Source organism: Salegentibacter haimaensis (assembly GCF_054121495.1).
Genome location: NZ_JBSYGH010000004.1, coordinates 1 through 22311, shown reverse-complemented (window position 1 = coordinate 22311; position 22311 = coordinate 1). Strand labels below are relative to the sequence as shown.

Annotated in this window: 16 protein-coding genes; 7 read left to right on the top strand and 9 right to left on the bottom strand. The window is 41.0% G+C overall.

Annotation, left to right across the window (positions count from 1 at the left end; translation table 11 throughout):
- Positions 1–16: 16 nt before the first annotated feature.
- The 3 genes from ACW6QP_RS05525 to ACW6QP_RS05515 form a co-directional block, all read right to left on the bottom strand.
- Positions 17–1390 carry a hypothetical protein gene (locus ACW6QP_RS05525; protein WP_457909857.1) on the bottom strand — a complete coding sequence of 458 codons (1374 nt, stop codon included), beginning with the start codon at positions 1388–1390 and terminating at the stop codon, positions 17–19.
- 160 nt (positions 1391–1550) lie between these two features.
- Positions 1551–3212 carry a thrombospondin type 3 repeat-containing protein gene (locus ACW6QP_RS05520; RefSeq protein ID WP_457909856.1) on the bottom strand — a complete coding sequence of 554 codons (1662 nt, stop codon included), beginning with the start codon at positions 3210–3212 and terminating at the stop codon, positions 1551–1553.
- A gap of 210 nt (positions 3213–3422) precedes the next feature.
- On the bottom strand, positions 3423–4439 hold the full coding sequence (locus ACW6QP_RS05515) for a response regulator transcription factor (protein WP_457909855.1): 1017 nt from the start codon (positions 4437–4439) through the stop codon (positions 3423–3425).
- A gap of 424 nt (positions 4440–4863) precedes the next feature.
- On the opposite strand from ACW6QP_RS05515, the gene uvrA reads away from it, so the two are divergent.
- The 4 genes from uvrA to ACW6QP_RS05495 all read left to right on the top strand — a co-directional run bounded on the left by uvrA (position 4864) and on the right by ACW6QP_RS05495 (position 13902).
- Positions 4864–7695 carry an excinuclease ABC subunit UvrA gene (gene uvrA, locus ACW6QP_RS05510; RefSeq protein ID WP_457909854.1) on the top strand — a complete coding sequence of 944 codons (2832 nt, stop codon included), beginning with the start codon at positions 4864–4866 and terminating at the stop codon, positions 7693–7695.
- Between the two features lie 22 nt (positions 7696–7717).
- Positions 7718–8407 (top strand): LOG family protein, encoded by a 690-nt coding sequence (locus tag ACW6QP_RS05505; RefSeq protein ID WP_457909853.1) that lies wholly within the window; start codon positions 7718–7720, stop codon positions 8405–8407.
- A gap of 73 nt (positions 8408–8480) precedes the next feature.
- Entirely contained in the window at positions 8481–11294 is a 2814-nt protein-coding gene (locus ACW6QP_RS05500; RefSeq protein ID WP_457909852.1) for a metalloprotease, read from the top strand.
- A 205-nt stretch (positions 11295–11499) separates the two neighbouring features.
- On the top strand, positions 11500–13902 hold the full coding sequence (locus ACW6QP_RS05495) for an alpha-ketoacid dehydrogenase subunit alpha/beta (protein WP_457909851.1): 2403 nt from the start codon (positions 11500–11502) through the stop codon (positions 13900–13902).
- An 80-nt stretch (positions 13903–13982) separates the two neighbouring features.
- Here ACW6QP_RS05495 and ACW6QP_RS05490 read toward each other — a convergent pair whose 3' ends face one another.
- Positions 13983–14822, bottom strand: coding sequence for a 1,4-dihydroxy-2-naphthoyl-CoA synthase (locus tag ACW6QP_RS05490; protein WP_457909850.1), 840 nt, complete (start codon positions 14820–14822; stop codon positions 13983–13985).
- An 88-nt stretch (positions 14823–14910) separates the two neighbouring features.
- Here ACW6QP_RS05490 and ACW6QP_RS05485 point away from each other — a divergent pair, with 88 nt between their 5' ends.
- On the top strand, positions 14911–15396 hold the full coding sequence (locus ACW6QP_RS05485; RefSeq protein ID WP_457909849.1) for a hypothetical protein: 486 nt from the start codon (positions 14911–14913) through the stop codon (positions 15394–15396).
- On the opposite strand, the gene ACW6QP_RS05480 is transcribed toward ACW6QP_RS05485, so the two are convergent.
- The 5 genes from ACW6QP_RS05480 to ACW6QP_RS05460 all read right to left on the bottom strand — a co-directional run bounded on the left by ACW6QP_RS05480 (position 15393) and on the right by ACW6QP_RS05460 (position 20171).
- On the bottom strand, positions 15393–16235 hold the full coding sequence (locus ACW6QP_RS05480) for a CvfB family protein (protein ID WP_457909848.1): 843 nt from the start codon (positions 16233–16235) through the stop codon (positions 15393–15395). The genes ACW6QP_RS05485 and ACW6QP_RS05480 overlap by 4 nt on opposite strands.
- A 105-nt stretch (positions 16236–16340) precedes the next feature.
- Positions 16341–16685 carry a DUF2853 family protein gene (locus ACW6QP_RS05475; protein ID WP_457909847.1) on the bottom strand — a complete coding sequence of 115 codons (345 nt, stop codon included), beginning with the start codon at positions 16683–16685 and terminating at the stop codon, positions 16341–16343.
- A 69-nt stretch (positions 16686–16754) separates the two neighbouring features.
- The gene (gene menD, locus ACW6QP_RS05470; protein WP_457909846.1) at positions 16755–18488 is read right to left on the bottom strand and encodes a 2-succinyl-5-enolpyruvyl-6-hydroxy-3-cyclohexene-1-carboxylic-acid synthase; all 1734 of its coding nucleotides are present in this window, start codon (positions 18486–18488) and stop codon (positions 16755–16757) included.
- 109 nt (positions 18489–18597) lie between these two features.
- On the bottom strand, positions 18598–19749 hold the full coding sequence (locus ACW6QP_RS05465) for a chorismate-binding protein (RefSeq protein WP_457909845.1): 1152 nt from the start codon (positions 19747–19749) through the stop codon (positions 18598–18600).
- A gap of 2 nt (positions 19750–19751) precedes the next feature.
- A complete protein-coding gene (locus tag ACW6QP_RS05460; RefSeq protein ID WP_457909844.1) occupies positions 19752–20171 on the bottom strand; it encodes a PaaI family thioesterase in 420 nt (139 codons plus the stop codon).
- 48 nt (positions 20172–20219) lie between these two features.
- Here ACW6QP_RS05460 and ACW6QP_RS05455 point away from each other — a divergent pair, with 48 nt between their 5' ends.
- Positions 20220–20861, top strand: coding sequence for an alpha/beta hydrolase (locus ACW6QP_RS05455; protein ID WP_457909843.1), 642 nt, complete (start codon positions 20220–20222; stop codon positions 20859–20861).
- A gap of 78 nt (positions 20862–20939) precedes the next feature.
- A complete protein-coding gene (locus ACW6QP_RS05450; RefSeq protein WP_457909842.1) occupies positions 20940–22193 on the top strand; it encodes an Nramp family divalent metal transporter in 1254 nt (417 codons plus the stop codon).
- Positions 22194–22311 lie beyond the last annotated feature (118 nt).

The window sequence follows — 22311 nt, the reverse complement described above, 5'->3', positions numbered from 1 at the left end:
CCGCCTTTTTATTTTATCAATCCAGCACTATTTCATCAATAGCACCACAGCTTACCACATAACCGGCATTATATGAGCCGCCAATGGTTTTACCATGTAAATTGATTGTTCTATCATCGAGATTCAAAGTTTCCCCGGTGACATCAAAGGATTGTGTATAGATTACCTGTCCCATTGCATTGGCTACAGGATAGGTACCGTCGCCATCATCTAAAGGCCAGAGAATTCCACCTGCATCATCACATTCTGCATTTTGATGAATATGCTGCATATGGGATTTATTGGCTTCTAAATTTGTTGCCATAACTGTCACATCCAGCGTATTGCCCATTAAACGTAGAAATGCAAATCCGGTGGCATATGAATCATCGGTTGGATATAGACAGGCTTTGTAATGCGTAGCCTCATCATCTGGATCTTCAAAAATTGGAGGTCCATCTTCACCACAACCTTCTCTAAAGTGGTAATAGTCTAAAGTTTTTCCTTCTCCAAAGAAGCTTCTCACCACATCGTCTGTAATTACCCCTCTTCTTATAATCCGGTTTTGTACATCGCCATAAGCATCAGAATCCAATAAGGTAATTTCAAAGTAATATTCATCTAATCCACTTCTATCTGGCAATTGGAAACAAGCAACAGACCCGGCGTAATCTCCATCATCATTTAATTCTACTGTATTGGTAACTCCATCATAGAGCTGGTCTCCTCGTTGGCCATCATTCCATACCCACACATCTACACTAAACTCAGCAGGATAGTGTCTGCCACTTGGTGGACAGTAGTTTCCGAAGATGCAGAATTCTATAGCCTTTACTCCAATGATATCGAAGAATAAATATCCGTATAGATTAACATCGCGATCATCGAAACAAAGCACCTCAACATCTACATATTTCTTAACTCCTGCACCCAGATTAATGTCTATAGGAAGCGGATTGTCTACGAAATGAGCCATATCGCTTCCGGCCTTGGGAGCCAACCAAATAAGGTCGTCACCACCACTAAACACTGCAAAATGTTGTAATTGGTAACTTCCGGGAGTTAATTCAAGATCGGCAGATTCCTGAGTAAACCATACATCCTGGCCATCTTCCTGAATCGGGCTGGGATGTACCTGTACAACTACAGGGTCTTCATTAGTACCAACATTTTGGGCTCCGGTAAGTACTACCTCTACATAAGCCGGGGCCGCATCGCTACATTCTGGAATATCGGCTATAGCCTGTTTCAATTGAGCCCGGTTGGTCACCAGGTCGTTTAAAACAGCTCCCAAAGATAAAGTGGCTTTTTCACCACCTACATCATCGATGAGAGAGTCTTCCTTGCTACAGGAAGTAAAAAGCATCGCAATAATTGCAATACTCAAAGAGTAAAATTTAAAGTTTTTCATGATTAAATAGTTTTAGGTTAATAAATATTTAGAATGGTTATAATTTTCAATGCACTGAAGGTTAGTCGTAGGATTTAAGGCGACTTATGTTAACCCGGACCACAAAAATGGTCCGGGTATTAACCTCATTAATTCATTAATTTTAAAATTTTAAAAGGATTTAGTCTTCCTCTGGACAAACTCCTAAGTGAATGGCAATCCAGAAGTTTCCATCTCCTGAATAGGTAGTATCCCAATTGAAGGTATCATCAAATCCAGGAATATTATTACCGAACTGGCCAGGCGCATTGGTGTTGAGAGGTGTATTATCACTGAAATATAGGTGAGCTTCCTCAGCATCCACTCCGCCAAATAGGTCAATTTCTACATCTACTAAAGTTCCTGATACAGAAATATTAACTACGCCTACCAAAGTTCCCTTCTCCAGGTTGTTTTGGCCGGCTCCGGCATAAATGTTAAACTGGTAGTCTCCATCCTCATCATCGAAATAATGAGCCCAGCCCCAGTTGTTTCCAACACCAAGTTCCTGAAGCGTAATATTTCCTACCATATAGGCAGTTTCACAATCGTCAAGATCTGCAACCGGGTCTTCTCCACCACCATCCTCAAGACAGTCTGGAATACCATTTTCATTCTCATCTATAGTATCATCTTCTCCAGGACAAACATCACAGGCATCTCCTACGCCATCCCCATCGGTATCAGCCTGATCTTCATTATCTACAAATGGACAGTTATCACAGGCATCTCCATGGCTATCTCCATCGGAATTTTCCTGCCCTGGGTTTGGTACGTTTGGACAGTTATCATCGTCATTTGGAATACCGTCGTCGTCGTCATCGTCGGCAGGAGGTGGTGTGTCACCACAGTTAAATCTTAAGTGGGTATAGTCTACATTAGAATCTCCATCGAAATTGGCCATTATATCATTTCGGCTCAAAGTACCTTCCAGTACGTAATCTCCAACTTCTCCATAAACTCCTTCCCAATCAAGAAGTGTAGCTCTCCAGAAAATATATGGCTCATCATCGGCCACTGTAGATGGGTTTGGAAGCGCAAAACATAAAGGCGCTACAGATGGGTCTTCGCCCTCTGTACTGGCAGTTGGTCTAAGGTCTGAATGAAGTAATTGTCCGCTGTCATCAGTTCCTAAGTAAACATCAAATGAATAGTAAGCGGGATAGTGTCTTCCATTATCGGTACAGTAGTTAATGAAAACACAGAACTCATAGGCTTCTTTTCCTATAATATCAAAGAATAAGTAGCCATATTCATTTACAATGCGATCATCGAAACAAAGTACCTCAACATCTACATATTTTTTAGTGCCTGCACCTAGATTGAACTCAATAGGTAGCGCATCATCTACAAAATTGGATAAGGTACCTCCATCATATGGCGCAAGCCAAATAAGGTTGTCATCAGCGTCATATACAGCGAAAAAGTCTAAAGAATAAGGGCCGGGTACCAGCTCTAAATCCATAGACTCTTCAGTGAAATATTCTGCTACTCCATCGCCATCATAATCGTATGGGTTTGGATTCACATCTACTACCAGCGGTGTGGCCATACTTCCCACATTAGCGGTTCCACTTAATACCACCTCCACATAAGAGGGAGCTGCATCTGAACACTCAGGAATGTCTCCCAAAGCTTGTTTAGCCTGGGATCTGTTGGCTAAAAGATCATTTAGTACCGCCCCGAAACTCAGTGTTGCTTTTTCCGAGGGGTCATTAATTAGGGAATCCTCTTCCTTGCTACAGGAAGTGAACAGCATCGCAACGATTGCGAGCCCGGCAAAATAGTACTTGAAGTTTTTCATAATTAAATTTTTAAATGAATAATTAGAATGGTTAATAAAAAATATCTGCTCTCCTTTCGAAGCATAAAATATCCTTGCACAAAAAATCAAAACATAATGGGGAAAGTTCACAGATAAGCAGCGAAGTGGGGTGACAAACTTATCTGGACACTAAAGTACTACAATGAAGTAGCGAAGGGAATAGGGGAAATCCCTTAAAAGTTGATATTCTTAAACCTGCTGGTAATCGATAAGCTTATGATTAATAGCGTAAATGATACTTTCCAGGATAGTATCTGAATTTGTTCTCTTAATAATATTAGATCTATGTTTCTCGATTGTCTTTGGTGAAATATATAGCGTATCGCTAATTTCTTTGGTCTTATATCCTTTTATAAGCAATTGAATAATCTCTTTCTCTCTCTTGGTAAAACTGAAATCGGCAACTTTCCCGTTTTCTTTGAAACAGCCATTTAAAATCTGGGAATCTGTTCCTAATTTGGGATTCACTATCATCTCCTCTCCGGTAAAATCGATAATCATAATAAAGTGATTGCCGTGGTTTTTATTAAGCTTTGAAAAGTTGATCCTGGCATTTCGCATCTTATTATTCTTTAAAAGCAATGCAGTCCTGGTTGTGGCCTTAATATGCTTTCCCCGAGCAAAATTGCGCAGGCTTGCCTTAACCTTTGCTTTATTGTCGACATTCACAAAATCGGTTAGTTTAAGTCCTTCGCAGGTATTGATCTTAAAACTTTGTTTAAAGGAATCGTTCATCGCTACTATGTTTTCATTCTCAAGCAGCAATACCGGTTTTGCCATTAAATTAAAGAGTCCCATAAAACTGTCTTTCCAAAAATTAGAGAGTGAATTATTGGCGAAGACCATTTTTATTACTTTTCCGCATAAAGCTTCGGGCGTTGGAGAATATAGAAATTCATCTACTATACTCCTAAAGCGGCTTTGAACCTCATACTTCAAATCGGCTTCAGCATACATAAGAAGCCAGGCCCGGCTTAGGAAATGGGTCGATTTAAAATTGGAGAGATTCTTAAAACTACGGGTACCCCTAAATGAACCATAATCTACCAGAATAATATCGGGCAGTAAATTAAGAGCCATCGTATATCCTGTATGCATAGAGCCCGCGCTGTGCACTTCAAAGTGCATACTTAAACCGTCTTTCAGGCATTTGGTTAATCCCGGCTTCGCGGTGATTAACAACAATTGTTTTTTTTCCGAAATCATTCCACAAAATATTGTGTTTGCCAAAGCAAACTGGTTAATAAATTAGCTGCACATCTTTGCTGGGGCAAATAATCTATTTCCGGGTGGGGACCGGAACAATTGTCGGGGGGAGTAAGCGAAAATTTGGGGAAAGTTTATATCTCAAATATAGGTGAAAATCAGTAGATTAAGCAAATATTTTTCAGTAATATTATCCCTACAATCCTTATATTTTATGGGGGTTTATCTCCATTTTTTAACAGCTTAAAACCATAATTTGTAGGAATTTTAGAATACTTAACAAATTTTATTAATTCGTTTAATTTTCTATCATCCCGACAAAAACCTCCAACTCATAACTTTAATTTGAAATTAACAACCCGGCATCTGCTCTTCCTTTTTAGTTAGCTGTACATTAAGTAAATTTGCCCTCTTGAAGAAAAATATGGCTAAAACTGAAGATAATATCGAGGTACTCGGGGCTCGGGTACACAATTTAAAAAATATTGATGTTAGTATTCCTCGTGAGAAACTGGTTGTCTTGACCGGTCTTTCTGGTTCGGGGAAATCTTCTCTGGCTTTCGATACTATTTATGCTGAAGGTCAAAGGCGCTATATCGAAACTTTCTCTGCCTATGCCCGCCAGTTTTTAGGCGGACTGGAACGCCCCGATGTAGATAAAATTGAAGGCCTCTCTCCAGTTATCGCCATTGAACAAAAAACCACTTCCAAAAACCCCCGCAGTACGGTTGGTACCATTACCGAAATTTATGATTTCCTTCGCCTGCTTTTTGCCAGGGCCGGCGATGCTTACAGCTACAAAACCGGGGAAAAAATGGTGAGTTATACCGATGAGCAAATCAAAGAGCTTATTCTGGAGAACTTTAATGGAAAAAAAGTAAACGTTTTAGCTCCCGTGGTAAGATCCCGAAAAGGTCATTACCGCGAACTATTTGAACAAATCGCCAAACAGGGTTTTGTAAAGGTGCGCACCGACGGCGAAATTCGGGACCTGGTGAAAGGTATGAAACTCGACCGTTATGTGACTCACGATATTGAAATTGTCATAGACCGCTTAAAAATAGACGATAAAACAGAGGCCCAATCCAGGCTAAATGAGAGCATTAAAACTGCTATGTATCACGGCAATGATGTGCTTATGATTATGGAGCAGGAAACCGGTGAAATACGGTATTTTAGTCGTACTCTTATGTGCCCTACTTCCGGGATATCATACCCTAATCCGGAACCGAATACTTTTTCTTTCAATTCCCCAAAAGGTGCCTGCCACGTTTGTAACGGGATTGGCAGCCTGCACAAAGTAAATGTAGATAAGGTAATTCCCGATACTTCAAAAAGCATTAAAAACGGAGCTCTCGCCCCGCACGGACCGCAGAAGAAAAACTGGGTTTTCTCACAATTGGAACTCATAGGAGAACGTTACGATTTTAAACTTACAGATCCTATTAGTAAAATCCCTGAAGAAGCCTTAAATCTAATTTTGTTCGGCGGAAAGGAAAAGTTCTCAAAACAATCGAAAACGCTGGGTATTACCCGCGATTTTAAAATCGATTTTGAAGGGGTTGCGACTTTTATAGAAAATACTTTTAATAATAATGAGTCAACCTCTTTAAAACGCTGGGCCAAGGAATATATGGATAAGGTAGAGTGCCCGGAATGCCACGGCAGTCGCCTTGTAAAAGAATCGCTTTATTTTAAGATCGACGGGAAAAATATTGCTGAACTTTCTCAAATGGATATCAGTGATCTTTCTGCCTGGTTCGAGGGTCTGGAATCCCGACTCACTAAAAAACAAAATCAAATCGCTGCTGAAGTAATTAAAGAAATTAGAAGCCGTATTGGGTTTTTGATGGATGTGGGGCTAACCTATCTTTCGCTTAATCGCGGTTCAAAATCACTTTCAGGCGGGGAAGCGCAGCGCATTAGATTGGCCACCCAAATTGGTTCACAGTTGGTAGGGGTTCTATACATACTCGACGAGCCCAGCATAGGCCTTCACCAACGAGATAATGAAAAGCTTATAAATTCGCTTATCTCGCTTCGGGACCTTGGAAATTCAGTAATCGTGGTAGAACACGATAAGGATATGATCGAGCGTGCCGATCATGTTATAGATATAGGTCCAAAAGCCGGACGACATGGGGGTGAAATTATAAGCCAGGGAACTCCTTCAGAAATATTAAAACACGAAACCACTACAGCAGCTTACCTAAGCGGGAGAAAAGCCATTGAAATTCCCGGAAAACGCCGCAAGGGAAATGGGAAATTTTTAGAGTTGAAAGGCGCCAGCGGAAATAATCTTCAAAACGTTTCTATAAAAATTCCATTAGGACAAATGATTGCCGTTACAGGAGTTTCTGGGAGCGGAAAATCTACCTTAATCAATGAAACTTTATATCCGATCCTTAATGCGTATTATTTTAACGGGGTAAAACAGCCCCTTCCTTATAAAAGTATAAAAGGTCTGGACAATCTTGACAAGGTGATCGATATTAATCAGTCTCCCATTGGCCGAACTCCCAGGTCTAACCCGGCAACCTATACCGGAGTTTTTTCTGAAATTCGAAACCTTTTTGCAAAAACTCCTGAAGCCTTAATTAGAGGATACAAACCGGGGCGTTTCAGTTTCAATGTTAAAGGAGGTCGCTGCGAAACCTGTAAAGGTGGTGGCTTAAGGGTAATTGAGATGAATTTTTTACCCGACGTTTACGTGGAATGCGAAACCTGCCAGGGCAAACGCTTTAACCGGGAAACCCTTGAGATTAGGTATAAAGGAAAATCTATTGCCGATGTTTTGGAAATGACAATAAATGAGGCCACACCATTCTTTGAACATATTCCCAAAATTTATAGAAAATTAAAAACCATACAGGATGTTGGGTTGGGCTATATTAGCCTGGGCCAGCAAAGCACTACACTTTCGGGTGGGGAAGCTCAACGAATAAAACTGGCCACCGAGCTATCCAAACGCGATACCGGGAATACTTTTTATATCTTAGACGAGCCTACCACCGGTTTACATTTCGAAGATATAAGAGTGCTAATGGAGGTTCTTAATCGACTTACCAATAAAGGTAATTCGGTTTTGATCATTGAACACAACCTGGATGTAGTAAAAATGGCCGACTATGTCATAGATATTGGTCCTGAAGGCGGTAAAGGCGGCGGCAAAGTGATCGCCAAAGGCACCCCCGAAGAAATAGTAAAAAAAGGAAAAGGCTATACCTCCAAATTCCTGAAAAAAGAATTACAATAATAAATAGAATTACAAAATTAAAATGAGAACAAATCAGAAGAATAAAGCCTGGAATGAAATTAAAACCAACGATTCCTGGGCGATCTTTAAAATAATGGGTGAATTCGTTAACGGGTATGAAAAACTAAGCCAAATTGGGCCCTGTGTTTCTATATTCGGTTCAGCCAGAACAAAACCAGACCACAAATATTATAAGCTTGCCGAGAAAATTTCCAAAAAAATTGTTGAAAATGGTTACGGAGTAATTACCGGTGGTGGCCCGGGTATTATGGAAGCCGGTAATAAAGGAGCTCACCTTGGCGGGGGCACCTCGGTAGGATTAAACATAGATCTTCCCTTCGAACAACATGACAACCCTTACATAGATAACGATAAAAGTCTCGACTTCGACTATTTCTTTGTTCGCAAGGTAATGTTCGTTAAATACTCTCAGGGCTTTGTGGTGATGCCGGGCGGTTTTGGAACTTTAGATGAGCTCTTTGAAGCTATTACGCTCATTCAGACCAAAAAAATAGATAAATTCCCCATAATCCTGGTTGGCAGTGATTACTGGAGTGGGCTGGTAGACTGGATTAAAGCTACCCTGTTAGACAGTTTTCAGAATATTAGTGCACCCGATATGGACCTGGTTCAAATAGTAGATCACGAGGATGAAGTAATTGATATTCTTAATAAATTCTACGACGAATATAATCTTAGCCCTAATTTCTAAAGCAGTGTTTGTTCATAACTAAGTTTCAGTATATTTAACGCCGTTCTAACTTTGCTTAATCCCGGGATTTCTTTTGAAATATATCCTCCTTTTATTATTACTACTGGTCTCTCCCGGCATATTGGGTCAAACCTCTATGCAGGTAAATGCCAGTTTAGCTGAGACCGAACGCAAATTTATTATTGAACACAGCATTACCTATGAAAATACCGGTAACACTGCTTTAAATGAAATATATTTAAACGACTGGGCCAATGCGTTTAGCAGTAAAACCACTCCCCTGGCCCGGCGTTTTGCCGAAGAATTTGCAAGACGTTTCCATTTCGCTAAAGAAGATGAGCGCGGGGAAACCTATATCGAATCTATCACCTCCAACGACAAAGATTCTCTCTTTTGGGAAAGACCTTTCACCGCCCCCGACATTGTTCGTATCCGGCTTCCTGAAAGTCTGCTTCCCGGCGAAAAAACTACTATTCACCTAAATTATATTGTAAAGATTCCAAGCGATAAATTCACCCGTTTTGGTGTGAATGGTGACGGGACTTATAAAATAAGATACTGGTTTCTAACCCCTGCGGTTTTTGATGATGAAAACGGCTGGCAACTATACAGTCATCGTAATCTCGACAATCGTTTCTCGGCGCCTTTCGATGTTGAAGTTGATCTTGAGGTTCCTTCTGGATACTACCCCTTCAGTTCGATGAATTTGGTAGAAAGCACGAATAACAACGGAAGAAAAAACTTAAAATTTTCGGGTAAAAGCCAGGTTGAAACCAAACTATATCTCACTAAATCGGTGCAATTTGAATCGGTTACTTCAGGAAAACCCGAATTGATTACTAATGTGGAAGATGACGGGCTGGCACCACCGGTAAAGCGCCTTATCACCGATAGAATTTTTGAGTATTTAAATTCGCGAATGGGAGAATATCCTCACGATTTAATGCTCATCACCCAGGAAGATTATCTCAGCAACCCTGTATATGGCTTAAATCAATTACCCGGTTTTATCAGGCCTTTTCCAGATGGTTTTCAGTACGATATAAAGATGTTAAAAACCATCACCAACCACTACTTGAAAAATACTATCCTAATAAATCCGCGTTACGAACAGTGGGTACACGACGCTATTTTAGTTTCGGTTATGATGGATTATGTAGATACTTACTATCCTAATATGCGTCTTTTAGGAAATCTTAGCCATATTATCGGGATTAGATGGTTTCACGCTGCCGACCTGGAATTTAACGATCAGTATCAGTTTTTATATATGAATATGGCCAGGTTGAATCTTGATCAACCATTAACTATGGCACAGGATTCCCTGGTAAAGTTTAATGTAAATATAGCCAATGCCTACAAAGCCGGTGTGGGAATGCGCTATTTGGAAGATTTTTTAGGCAACGGTGAAATTCAGGCTTCGATTAGGGAATTTTATCAGGATTATCTTTTAAAGCCCGCCTCCAGTGAAGATTTCCAAAGAATTTTGCTGAAAAATTCTTCCAAGGATATTTCCTGGTTTTTCGGGGATTATCTGCAAACCAATAAAAAGATCGATTTCAGAATTTCCGGGCTTCAGAAGCAAAAAGATTCACTCGTCGTAGAAATTAAGAACAAACGAAAAAACAATTTTCCCATCTCGCTTTACGGTTTAAAAGATGGCGAGATCGTCTCTAAAACCTGGGTAACCGGGGTGAGAGATAAAAAAACCGTCAAAATTGCCCGGGATAGTATAGATAGACTAGCCCTTAATTATGAGGCTACTATTCCCGAATTTAACCAAAGAGACAATTATCGCCGGGTTACAAAGCTATTTAACAAACCCCTGCAATTCAGGTTGCTTCAGGATGTGGAAGATCCCCGCTATACCCAGCTTTTCTTTATGCCTGAATTTGACTATAACCTCTACGACGGGATTTCAATTGGGCCCAAACTTTATAATAAAACCATACTTAATAAAACCTTCGATTTTAAGATCGCACCCAAATATGGCTTTAATTCTGAAACCATCGTAGGTTCAGCTTCTTTGGTGAATACGCATCAGTTTCGGGATAAGGAACTACACGCCATTCGATACGGAATTAGCGGCACCAGATTTTCTTATGGATACAACCTGTTTTACGAAAAATACACTCCCTTCCTCGCTTTTTCCTTCCGAAGAAATTATTTGAGAAATAACGAGCGCCAGCAATTAATGATTCGAAATGTAAATGTGCGCCGGGATGAACTGCCTGAAGCTCCCCTGGAACAACCCAATTACAACGTCTTTAATATTAATTATCGTTACAGCAACCCGCATTTGGTAGATTTCTATGCGGCTACTTTCGATTTTCAGCTAGCCGATAAATTCAGTAAAATTTCGGCCAGCCTCGAATACCGGAAGTTATTCAGAAACAACCGGCAAATCAACCTAAGGTTTTTCACGGGTACCTTTCTATATAGCGATGTGACCGACAATAATTATTTTAGTTTCGCCCTGGATCGCCCTACCGATTATCTTTTCGACTATAATTACTACGGAAGAAGCCAGGGCAGCGGTCTTTTTAGCCAGCAAATTATCGTAGCTGAAGGTGGTTTTAAATCTCAGCTTCAACCTGAATTTGCAAACCAATGGATTACCACCCTGAACGGAAGTACCAATCTCTGGAAATGGATTTTTGTTTACGGAGATGTGGGGCTTGTAAAAAATAAACACGAGAACGCGGCTTTTATGTATGATTCGGGGATTCGGCTAAGTTTGGTAGATGATTATTTTGAAATTTTCTTTCCGGTATATTCCAACCTGGGTTGGGAAATAGCGCAACCCGATTATGATCAAAAAATCAGGTTTATCGTGTCTTTAGATGTAAATACCTTAATACGTCTCTTTACCCGCAGGTGGTACTAAGAATTTTCCTTCTATATTGGAGCATTATCACAAAAGCTCTTGCGTAATTATTTATTCCACAATTAAAACAATCTTAAAAGGAGTTAAATTTTATTAATCTTATTTTTTAGAGATTAAAATAAATATTTACTAAAAATTGCAGAAATTAATGAATTGTATATAATTTTTGTTTTCGTTACATTTGTTGCAATACAAAACCAGGTTCATGCAAAGCGAAACTCAAACTAAAGATTCAATTTCATTTGAAGATTTTAAGGCACAGGTACTCGAAGATTATAAGATCGCCGTTACCAGCCGTGAATGTAGCCTTCTGGGAAGACGCGAAGTTCTTACCGGAAAAGCGAAATTCGGAATTTTTGGAGATGGAAAGGAACTACCTCAATTGGCTATGGCCAAGGTTTTTAAAAACGGAGATTTTCGCTCGGGATACTATCGCGATCAAACCTTTATGATGGCGATTGACCAACTTAACATCAGGCAGTTTTTTGCCGGATTATATGCCGATGCTAACCTTGAAAATGAACCTATGAGTGGCGGTCGCCAAATGGGCGGTCACTTTACCACGCATAGTCTAAACGAAGACGGAAGCTGGAAAAACCTGATGGAACAAAAAAATTCCAGCGCCGATATTTCCCCAACTGCAGGACAAATGCCCAGATTACTGGGGCTGGCTCAGGCTTCAAAAATTTACAGAAATGTAGAGGGAATAGATGCCCCTAATTTTACGCATGAAGGCAATGAAATTGCCTGGGGAACCATAGGGAATGCCAGTACAAGTGAAGGTCATTTTTGGGAAACTATCAATGCCGCCGGGGTATTGCAGGTTCCAATGGTTATGAGCGTATGGGATGATGAATATGGAATTTCAGTTCACGCCAGGCATCAAACCACCAAAGAGAATATTTCTGAAATTCTAAAAGGTTTTCAGAGGGATGAAGAAAATAAAGGCTTCGAAATAATCGTGGTAAAAGGCTGGGATTATGTTGCCCTGGTAGAAGCTTATGAAAAAGCTTCAGAAATTGCCAGAAATGAACATTGCCCGGTGCTCATACACGTAACCGAACTCACTCAACCCCAGGGTCACTCCACTTCAGGATCTCACGAGCGTTATAAAAACGAAGACAGGCTTTCCTGGGAGCGGGAACACGACTGTAATGTTAAGTTCAGAGAATGGATTCTCGAAAACGACTTTAGTACAGCCGATGATCTCGACGCAATCGAAAAAGAAATTAAAAAACAGGTTCGTGAAGGTAAAAGAGCGGCCTGGGAGAATTATCAGGCTCCTATAAAAGAACGCCAAAAAGAATTATTGCTTCAGCTGGCTGAAATCGCTAAAAGCAGTGAGAATAAAACTCAATTAGCCGGGCTGGTTAAGGAATTAAAAGCCATTAAAGAACCGCTAAAAAGAGATGTAGTAGCAGCTGCCAGAAAGAGTTTGCGGTTTTTGGTAAATGAAAATTCAGAAAAAAAGCAGCAGCTTATATTCTGGATGGATGAAGTCCTGGAGCAAACTACTCACGATTACAGTAGTTTTCTCTATAGTGATACAGGTTTAGAAGTTGAGGAAATAAACCCGGTTTATGCTGAAGATTCTAAAGAAGTAGACGCCCGGGTGGTTCTACGGGATAATTTTGATAAAATCTTTGCTACTCGTCCTGAAACTTTAATTTTCGGTGAGGATGCCGGGGAGATAGGAGATGTTAACCAGGGGCTGGAAGGTCTTCAGAAAAAATATGGAAAATTACGCGTAGCCGATGTTGGTATCCGCGAAGCTACCATTCTTGGACAGGGTATTGGAATGGCAATGCGTGGGCTTAGGCCAATTGCTGAAATTCAATATCTGGATTATGTAATGTATGCCCTGCAGGGAATGAGTGATGATCTTGCCACTTTACTATATCGTACCAAGGGAAAGCAAAAAGCTCCGCTAATTATTAGAACACGCGGGCATCGCCTGGAGGGAATCTGGCATAGCGGCTCTCAAATGGGCGGAATTTTAAATTTAGTACGCGGAATGTATGTTTTAGTTCCCCGAAATATGACCAAAGCCGCCGGATTCTACAATACGTTGTTACAACAAGACACTCCGGCCCTGGTGGTAGAATGTCTTAATGGATACCGATTAAAGGAGAAATTACCCGAAAACTTAGGTGAATTCACTACTCCTATCGGAAAAGTAGAAACTGTAAAAGAAGGTACTGATATCAGCCTGGTTTCTTATGGCTCTACTTTAAGAATAGTAGAACAAACCGCCCGGGAGCTTGAAGAAGTTGGTATAAATGCTGAAATTATCGATGTTCAGTCTTTGTTACCCTTCGACCTGGATCACGATATTGTAAAAAGTTTAGAGAAAACCAATCGACTGCTAATTATAGATGAAGATGTACCAGGTGGAGCCTCCTCATATATTCTGGACAAGGTTCTAAACGAACAGGATGGCTGGAAATTCCTGGATAGTAAGCCTGAAACGCTTACTGCCAAAGAGCATCGCCCTGCCTATGGTACCGATGGTGATTATTTCTCCAAACCTTCAGCCGAAGATATTTATGAAAAAGTGTATGGGATTATGCACGAAGCTATGCCTTCAAAATTTCCCAAATTGAGATAAGAATAATTTAGTTAGTTAAAGGAAAAAGCCGCAATTCGAAAGATTTGCGGCTTTTTAATTTTAAAATATAAAGACCCTCTCTACGGAATCCATTTTTTATCAAAATTAGGTTTCCTTTTTTCAAGAAAGGCATCTCTCCCTTCTTTGGCTTCATCGGTCATATAAGCAAGTCGGGTTACTTCCCCTGCAAACACCTGCTGGCCTACCATCCCATCATCGGTGAGGTTCATCGCGAACTTCAGCATTTTAATAGAGGTGGGTGATTTGGCCATAATCTCCTGAGCCCATTCATAAGCGGTATCTTCTAATTCTTCGTGCGGAATTACCGCATTAACCATCCCCATTTCATAAGCCTCCTGGGCAGAGTAATTTCTTCCAAGGAAAAAGATCTCACGCGCCTTCTTCTGTCCCACCATTTTCGCTAAGTAAGCCGAACCATAGCCCGCATCAAAACTGGTAACATCGGCATCGGTTTGTTTGAAGACGGCGTGTTCTTTACTGGCAAGCGTTAGGTCGCAAACCACGTGCAGGCTATGCCCCCCTCCTACGGCCCAACCGGGAACCACACAAATAACAGCTTTGGGCATAAATCTTATAAGCCGCTGAACTTCCAGGATATTTAGGCGGTGATAACCGTCTTCCCCCACATAACCCTGGTGCCCCCGGGCTTTTTGATCGCCGCCGCTGCAAAAGGCCCAGCCACCATCCTTTGGCGATGGTCCTTCCCCCGACAGCAACACGCAGCCGATACTGGTATCTTCCTGGGCATCGTGAAAGGCATCCAGCAATTCACTGGTAGTTTTTGGTCTAAAAGCATTGCGAACTTCAGGCCGGTTAAAAGCAATTCTGGCTACACCATTAGCTTTTTTATAAGTGATATCTTCGTATTCTTTAGCGATTTTCCACTCGATTTTACTCATAATTCTTATTTTAGAGCTAAAATAAGATTTTTTAAGGCTCAGGGTAATTTTTGCATTATTTTTGATTCTTCCTTACAAATTTGATTTAATGAAATTTCGATTTTTATTTTTTTCAGCTTTTATATTTGTAATGCCACTGCAGGCTCAGGAATTTGATTACTGGAATGCCGAAGATTTCAGCATTTCCCGAAATGAAATCAAACCTCAGCTTTTGCCCTTCGACTTTGGTCTGGAAAAATCAAATTTTCATATTAGAAGCGGTGCTTTTTTAAATGTAGAAAGCGAATTGAACCACGGGATCGATATGGTTGCCCTTATTGAGCGCGATAATTCATACAGGAAGAGAACAGTAGACCTGGGCCACCCCATAGCCAAAAAAGATCTGAAATCGGGTAAATTTAGTTTTTCAGCCGGTTTACGCGACAATCAAAGCGGGGTGAGAAACGAAGCCTACGAATCTAACCCATATTATCAAAACCAGCGGTTCAGAGAAAATATGATGTATCATACTACCCGTAGAATGATGAATCCCCATGCTTATTATTATCATTCTCCTTATCGAAGATTTTATTAGGCTTTCGGCTTTTTCAAATAGATGCCATCTTCCCTGATATCTATTTGCCGATTTTTGTAAAGATTTCCGGCCGCTTTTTTAAAGCTTTTCTTACTCATCTCCAAAATACGCTGAACCTCTGTAGGTGAAGATTTATCATTTACGCTAATAAACCCGTTATTTCGCTCTAATTCATCAAGAATACGCTGGGCATTGGGTTCTATACTGCGATAGCCCGGGCGCTGCAGGCTCACGTCGATCTTTCCATCGGGTCGGGTTTTCTTAATCCAGCCGCGCATTTCGTCTCCCACATTCAAATTCTGAAATACCTCATCGTGATAAATCAAGCCCAGGTGCAACTGATTGATTATTACATTATATCCCAAATCAGATTTATTGCTAATGATCAAATCTACCTCTTCAAATGGCTCGACGGTTAATTCTAAATTATCCAAAAAAGCGTGCACCTTACTGGAAGCAACCAGTCGGTTGGTGTCTTCATCTAAATAACAGAAAATCAAATACCTTCCACCTTTTTTCATTGGGTAGGCCTGCTCTTTAAACGGCACAAATAAATGTTTTTCCAGACCCCAATCCAGGAAAGCACCAAATTCGGTTACTTCTACACATTTCAGAAAAGCGAATTCATCCAGTTTCACCAATGGCTTTAGGGTGGTAGCTACAGGTCTTTCCTCGTGATCTAAATACACAAAAACCTCTATCTCACCTCCTATTTCCCAGGTTGCGGGAATATATTTATTAGGAAGTAAAACCTCATCGCCTTCTTCATTTCTAAGAAATAATCCGGGTTCGGTTTCGCGATCTATGATAAGCTTGTGATCCTGGCCAATATCGAGCATAAAAAATTTTTAGACTGCAAAGATAAGTGAATATAACGGCTAAACCCTCAAAAACAAAAAATCCGCTTTCTGTTTCCAAAAAGCGGATTTTTAAAATTGCGTTTCTTATTTAAAAACGCTTTCCTTTTTAAAATGTTTGGTTAGTAAATAATATACTACTGCACGATATTTATTGCGATTGGATTTCCCATATTTTTCGATAACTGCATTTAATCCTTCATCCAGTTTGCTATCGTCTTTCAGGCCAAGCTTTTTTACCAGAAAATTCTTTTTAACGGTTTCCATTTCAGAGTCTGATGAACTTGAAACGGTTTCCGCATCACTTCTAAAGATACTGGGACCACAGGCCTCTGTCACTTTTCTAAGCAAATCTACATCGGGTTCTTCCCCAATTTTGTCTTTTACATCCTGGATGTATTTTCCAACTTTTTCATCGGTTTTAGTTGCCATAGTTTAAAAATTATTTGGTTAATATGCTTAAAGTTACCAAACTATGCCCGAAGAACCGAAAATCAAATCTTAAGATTTCATAAAATTAAAGTATTCGAGCAGGACCTCATCGTTGACCTTTCTGGGGGTAAAAATTTCCAAGAGTTTAGGCCTCTCAGATTCAGCAAAAAATTCTTCGAGATTTTGGCTTATTTCTTCTGAAGTTTTTGCAGTGAGATAATCCAGGCCATATAGCTCACACAAGGGCTTTGCTTTTAAGTTATGTATGGTTTCAAAGTAAGTATCGAAATTTTCGGTATTCTTATTCCCGGGAAGTATCCTGAAAATCCCACCCCCCTGATTATTGATCACGATCACCCTGAAATTAGAAGGCATATAATTATTCCAAAGCGCGTTGCTGTCATAGAAAAAACTTAGGTCGCCAGAAATCATTAGCACAGGCCCGGCCTTCACGCAGGCTGCACCTACGGCCGTAGATAAACTTCCATCTATCCCGCTGGTACCGCGGTTGCAAAAAACCCTGATATTTTCCTTCCATTTAAAAAGCTGCGCATAGCGAATAATCGAACTATTGCCCAGCTGAAGGATATAATCTTCAGGCACTTGTGGCACTATGAGCTGCATCGCTTTTAAATCTGAATACGGGATCTCATTCATATACTCCTCGTGCCGGGCCTGTCGCTTTTCCCTGATATTTTTCCAGTAAGCTCCGTAATCGCTTTCAATCTCTTTGCTAAGCGGAAGAAAATTTTCAAAAAATGAATTTACCGAAGTTTCAAAATGTTTATTCAGACAGAAAAAGGTATTGTATGCTTTTTTCTCATCGATGTGCCAATGTTGCTGCGGCTGATATTTTCGAAGAAAAGCCTTGATTTTTTTTGAGATAATCATCCCTCCAAAAGTGAGCAGGATTTCCGGCTGAAGCTTTCTAAAGTGCGCTTCTGGATCATCTTCTCTTTCAATGGGCCCAATTGTAGTATCTATTCGGGTAAAAAATTCGGGATGGTGTAAATTGGAGGTGGTTTCAGTAAAAACTATTACCGATGGATCTTTTGCCAAAAAGTCGAGGAATTTTTGCTCTACAGCATTAGGTTGCGCCACTCCAACAATAATCATTTTTCGCCTGGCCCGATTCCACATTTCAGCATAGGTTTCCAGTTGTTTTGGCGAATAAGTACGCTGCTTTATCTCCGGAAAAATCTGAATAGGGTTTACCTCAATATTTTCTACCAAATCATACAAAGGCTCGTAGAAAGGCACATTGATGTGCACCGGTCCCTTCTCCTCTATGGCCTTATTTAACGCCAGGTTGATTTCGCGTTCGTTATGTTTACGCGCCTCAAATTGTTTTTGCTGAAGTTTGGGATCTTCAGCTTCGTTGTCCAGCACCAATTCAGAATACAAATTAGCCGAATACAGAATATGATTTTCAAATACGTTTTTCTGTCTAATGGTTTGCCCGTCACCAATGTCGATGCGCTCCACAGGCCTGTCGGCCGAGATGATCACCAGCGGAATATCGCTGTAAAAAGCCTCAGCAATCGCAGGATAATAATTCAGCAAAGCCGAGCCTGAACTACAAACCAGAGCCACAGGCTGCTGAAGCTGCTGCGCCATTCCCAACGCAAAAAAGGCCGCCGAACGTTCATCGACAATACTGTAAGACGTAATTTCGGGATGATGGGTAAAACCCAGGGTTAAGGGGGCATTTCTCGAACCGGGCGAGATCACCACTCTTTGTATATTTTTTGCCACGCAAAGTGCCACCACCGAGCGGGCTACGGGAATTTTAGAATATTTCACAAATTTGTTTTTGGTAACATTAGACCTCACAGGTCATATCGCAGACCTCACAGGTTTTGGAAACCTGTGAGGTCTAATTTCTACCCAAAATTACGATTTTTAGAAGGATTTATTTTACGAGTACCGCCTTCATCGTTTGGGCTTTATTCTGAGTTTCTTCAAATTCGGCAGCGGGCTCAGAATCATAAGTGATTCCTCCCCCCACAAAAATCACGGCTTCATCGCCCTCCAGTTTCATACAGCGCAAATTCACGAACAAAGCCGTGCTTTTTGAAATACTCCCATAGGCCTGATTTTCCTGATTTCTTCGATTTAAACTCCGTTTCACTTCATTTTTAAAATTGAGCTCTCCCAAAAATCCGGTGTAAAACTCCCGGTCGTAATTTTCATTTTTTAAAATAAATTCCCTGGCTTTCTCTTTGGGCATCCCACAAACGGCAGGAGTGGGATGTAAGGCAGTGATAAGTTGTTTTAGGTCGGGATTGTTCGGATCAATTTTACCCTGAATATCGGTTCTTAAATGTAATAAACTTCCTGCCCGGGCAGTATAGGTTTCAGAAGTATCAATATTTTCTGAAGTCACCTTTTTGAGATTTTCCAGAATATAATCGGTCACAATTTGTTGTTCTTCCACCTCTTTGGCTCCCCAACTCACTTCAGTGATACCCTTGTAACTCTGGGTACCTGCAAGGGCCATTGTTTTAAATGTATTTCGTTCAACTTTAAGCAAACTTTCTGGCGTGGCGCCCATCCACAGTCCGGTTTTTGGATGAAACCAGAGATACACAAAAGCCGATTTATATTTCTTCAAAAGATCTCTAAATATTTCCAGGGCACCCAGCTGTGTCTCTACCTCTTCCCGCCTGGATAGCACTACCTTTTTAAATTCTCCATTTTTGATGGCCTGTACCGCTTTTTCCACCAATGACTCGTGTTCGGCTCTTGTTTGCTGCACAAACTGTTCAGGTGGGAATGAAGGCTTTTCTTTTTCCAAAACTTTTTCTTCATCGATAAAGCCAAGATATTCAGTGCTTAAATATTCGGCTTTTTCCTGCGGAATGAAATAGCTTGAAGAGCTATCATCAAATGGGGAGAAAACAAAACCGCTTTCTGTAAAATCTCTCAGAATATTTTCTGAAGCATCCTGCTGCAATAAAGCTTTGGTCTCCCCCCTACCCGAATTCGGGTCGTGCCAGGCCACAAAGGGCAAATGTTTCTGATACTGAGCTTCAAGCTTGCTGAAAAATTCTTCGGGTTTCATAGCTATTTCTTTTTAGGTAACGCAATGGTGGTGAGTTTCACCAGCGAAATCAAAGTTCCAGCTTCATCGGTAATGCGAATCTCCCAAAGCTGCGTCGTGCGGCCCTTATGGATAAATGAGGCCCTGGCAAAAACAACTCCTTCAGCAATACTTTTGAGATGATTAGCCGAGATCTCAATGCCTCTTACGGTAAATTCCTCTACATTCAGAAAGATAAAGCTGGCCATACTGCCAACGCTTTCGGCCAGGGCCACGCTTGCACCGCCGTGCAGTACGCCATCGGGTTGATGCACTTTTGAGGTCACTGGCATTTTTGCGATGAGATAATCTTCTCCAACTTCAGTAAATTCTATATCCAGGGTTTCCATTAGCGTGTTTTTACACACTTTTTTAGAAAGCTCCAGCAGTTCTTCTTGGGTCATTTCGATTAGATTGGTTTCTTTGTAAAAATACAAAAGCAGGCAGGAAATATGAGCACCGAACATAGGCTTTCTTACCAAAGCACCAATACCTACGAGGTCTTGAATAAATTCACCCCCCAAACAAAAAATGTTTGGGTAGTTTGCCACGGGATTGGCTATTTAAGCCGGTATTTCCTGAAATACTTTACACACCTCAATCAGGAAGAGAACTATATCATCGCCCCGCAGGCGCCTTCCAAATATTACCTCAATGGCGAATACAAACACGTGGGGGCTTCCTGGCTCACCCGGGAAAGCACCGAACATGAGATCGAAAATGTACTGAATTATCTCGATGCTGTTTATAAGGCTGAAAACCTGGAAAAAGCACACCGCCTCATTCTTTTCGGTTATTCACAAGGCGTATCGGTGGTGACACGTTGGGTGGCACGTAGAAAAATTAACTGCGATCATTTAGTGATGCATTCAGGGAAAGTCCCAGTGGAATTGCAGGCTGAAGATTTTTCTTTTCTGAAAAATTCAAAATTTAGTTACCTCTATGGAACAAGGGATCAATATTTTTCTGAAGCCGACATAGCCCGGGAACAAGAACGCCTCAACAAACTTTTTCCGTCGAATTTTGAAATCAAAACTTTTGAGGGAGGGCACGAAGTAAATAAGGATTTTATTTCAGAAATTGCTGAAAACTAAACTTCCGGGAAATTATCAAAATTGCAGGTTTAAAGAATCCTCTTAAATTTAGCTTCAGGAAAATAATTAAACCGATTCTTGAAACTTAAAAAACTACTCAAAAACATAGGTCCGGGTTTTTTGCTGGCAGGCGCAGCGATTGGGGTTTCGCATTTGGTGCAGGCCACCCGCGCCGGCGCCGATTACGGATTTATTTTGCTTTGGGCTCTTGTTTTAGCCTGCGTTTCAAAATATCCTTTTCTGGAATTTGGGCCGCGTTATGCAGCGGCAACGGGACAGCATCTTATTTCCGGCTATAAGCGCCTGGGCAAATTCCCTTACTGGATCTATATCATTATCACCATTGGCAGTATGTTCATTATCCAGGCGGCTGTAACTATCGTTTCAGCGGGGCTGGCCGAGCGCCTGTTTAATTTTGGCTGGTCACCTTTTGTGTGGAGTCTCGTAATTCTGGGAGCCAGTATCACCTTACTCCTAATCGGAAAATACCCCGGCCTTGATAAGAGTATGAAAATCATAGTTAGTTTTCTTACCCTGGCTACTCTTTTTGCGGTTATTATGGCCTTTAGCTCCGGAACTTTAGAAACTGCCGTTCAAACCCCGGCCCCCTCCCTTTGGACCACCGCCAGCATCGGCTTTATCATCGCATTTATGGGCTGGATGCCCATCCCGCTAGATGCGGCGGTTTGGCATTCGATCTGGACCCGTGAAAAAGCCATTCAAAACAATAAAAAAACCTCGGTAAAAGGAGCTTTTGCCGATTTCAACATAGGTTATCTCTCTGCAGCCTTCATAGGTTTACTTTTTTTCTTTTTGGGGGTTTTGGTGATGTTCGGCAGCGGACTCTCTTTCTCTGGAAATGCCGTGGAGTTCTCTTCCCAACTCGTAGACCTCTACGGCCAAAGCCTGGGCAGCTGGAGCAAACCCCTAATCTCGGTAGCTGCATTTATCACAATGCTTAGCACCGTGATCACCGTGACCGATGCCTTCCCGCGGGTGATTTCTGAATTAAAAGATCCCGATAAAAATTCAGCACAAGCCAGAGCAGAGAAATGGAAGATCTACACCTGGGCAGTTTTTCTTATCCCGGTTTTCTCGCTTTCCATATTGTTCTTTCTTTCAGGATCCTTTACACTATTAGTGGATTTCGCTGCAGGGCTTTCATTTCTCTCGGCACCTTTTCTCGCCTGGTTTAATTATAAACTGGTTATCGGAAATCAAATGCCAAAAAAACACCGCCCCGGAAGTAATTACCGAATCTTCAGTCTGGTGTGTTTTTGGTTTTTAGTGCTGTTTAATTTGGGGTATTTGTATTATAATTTTTTCATTTAGACCCAGCCCCCTGGCCCTCGAAATGGGAATATTTAAACTAAAAAAAGAGGCCGTCTTAAAAGCTATTTTTAGACGGTCTTTTTTTATTCGTGCTTTAGGCAGTTTTACAATGTTATTG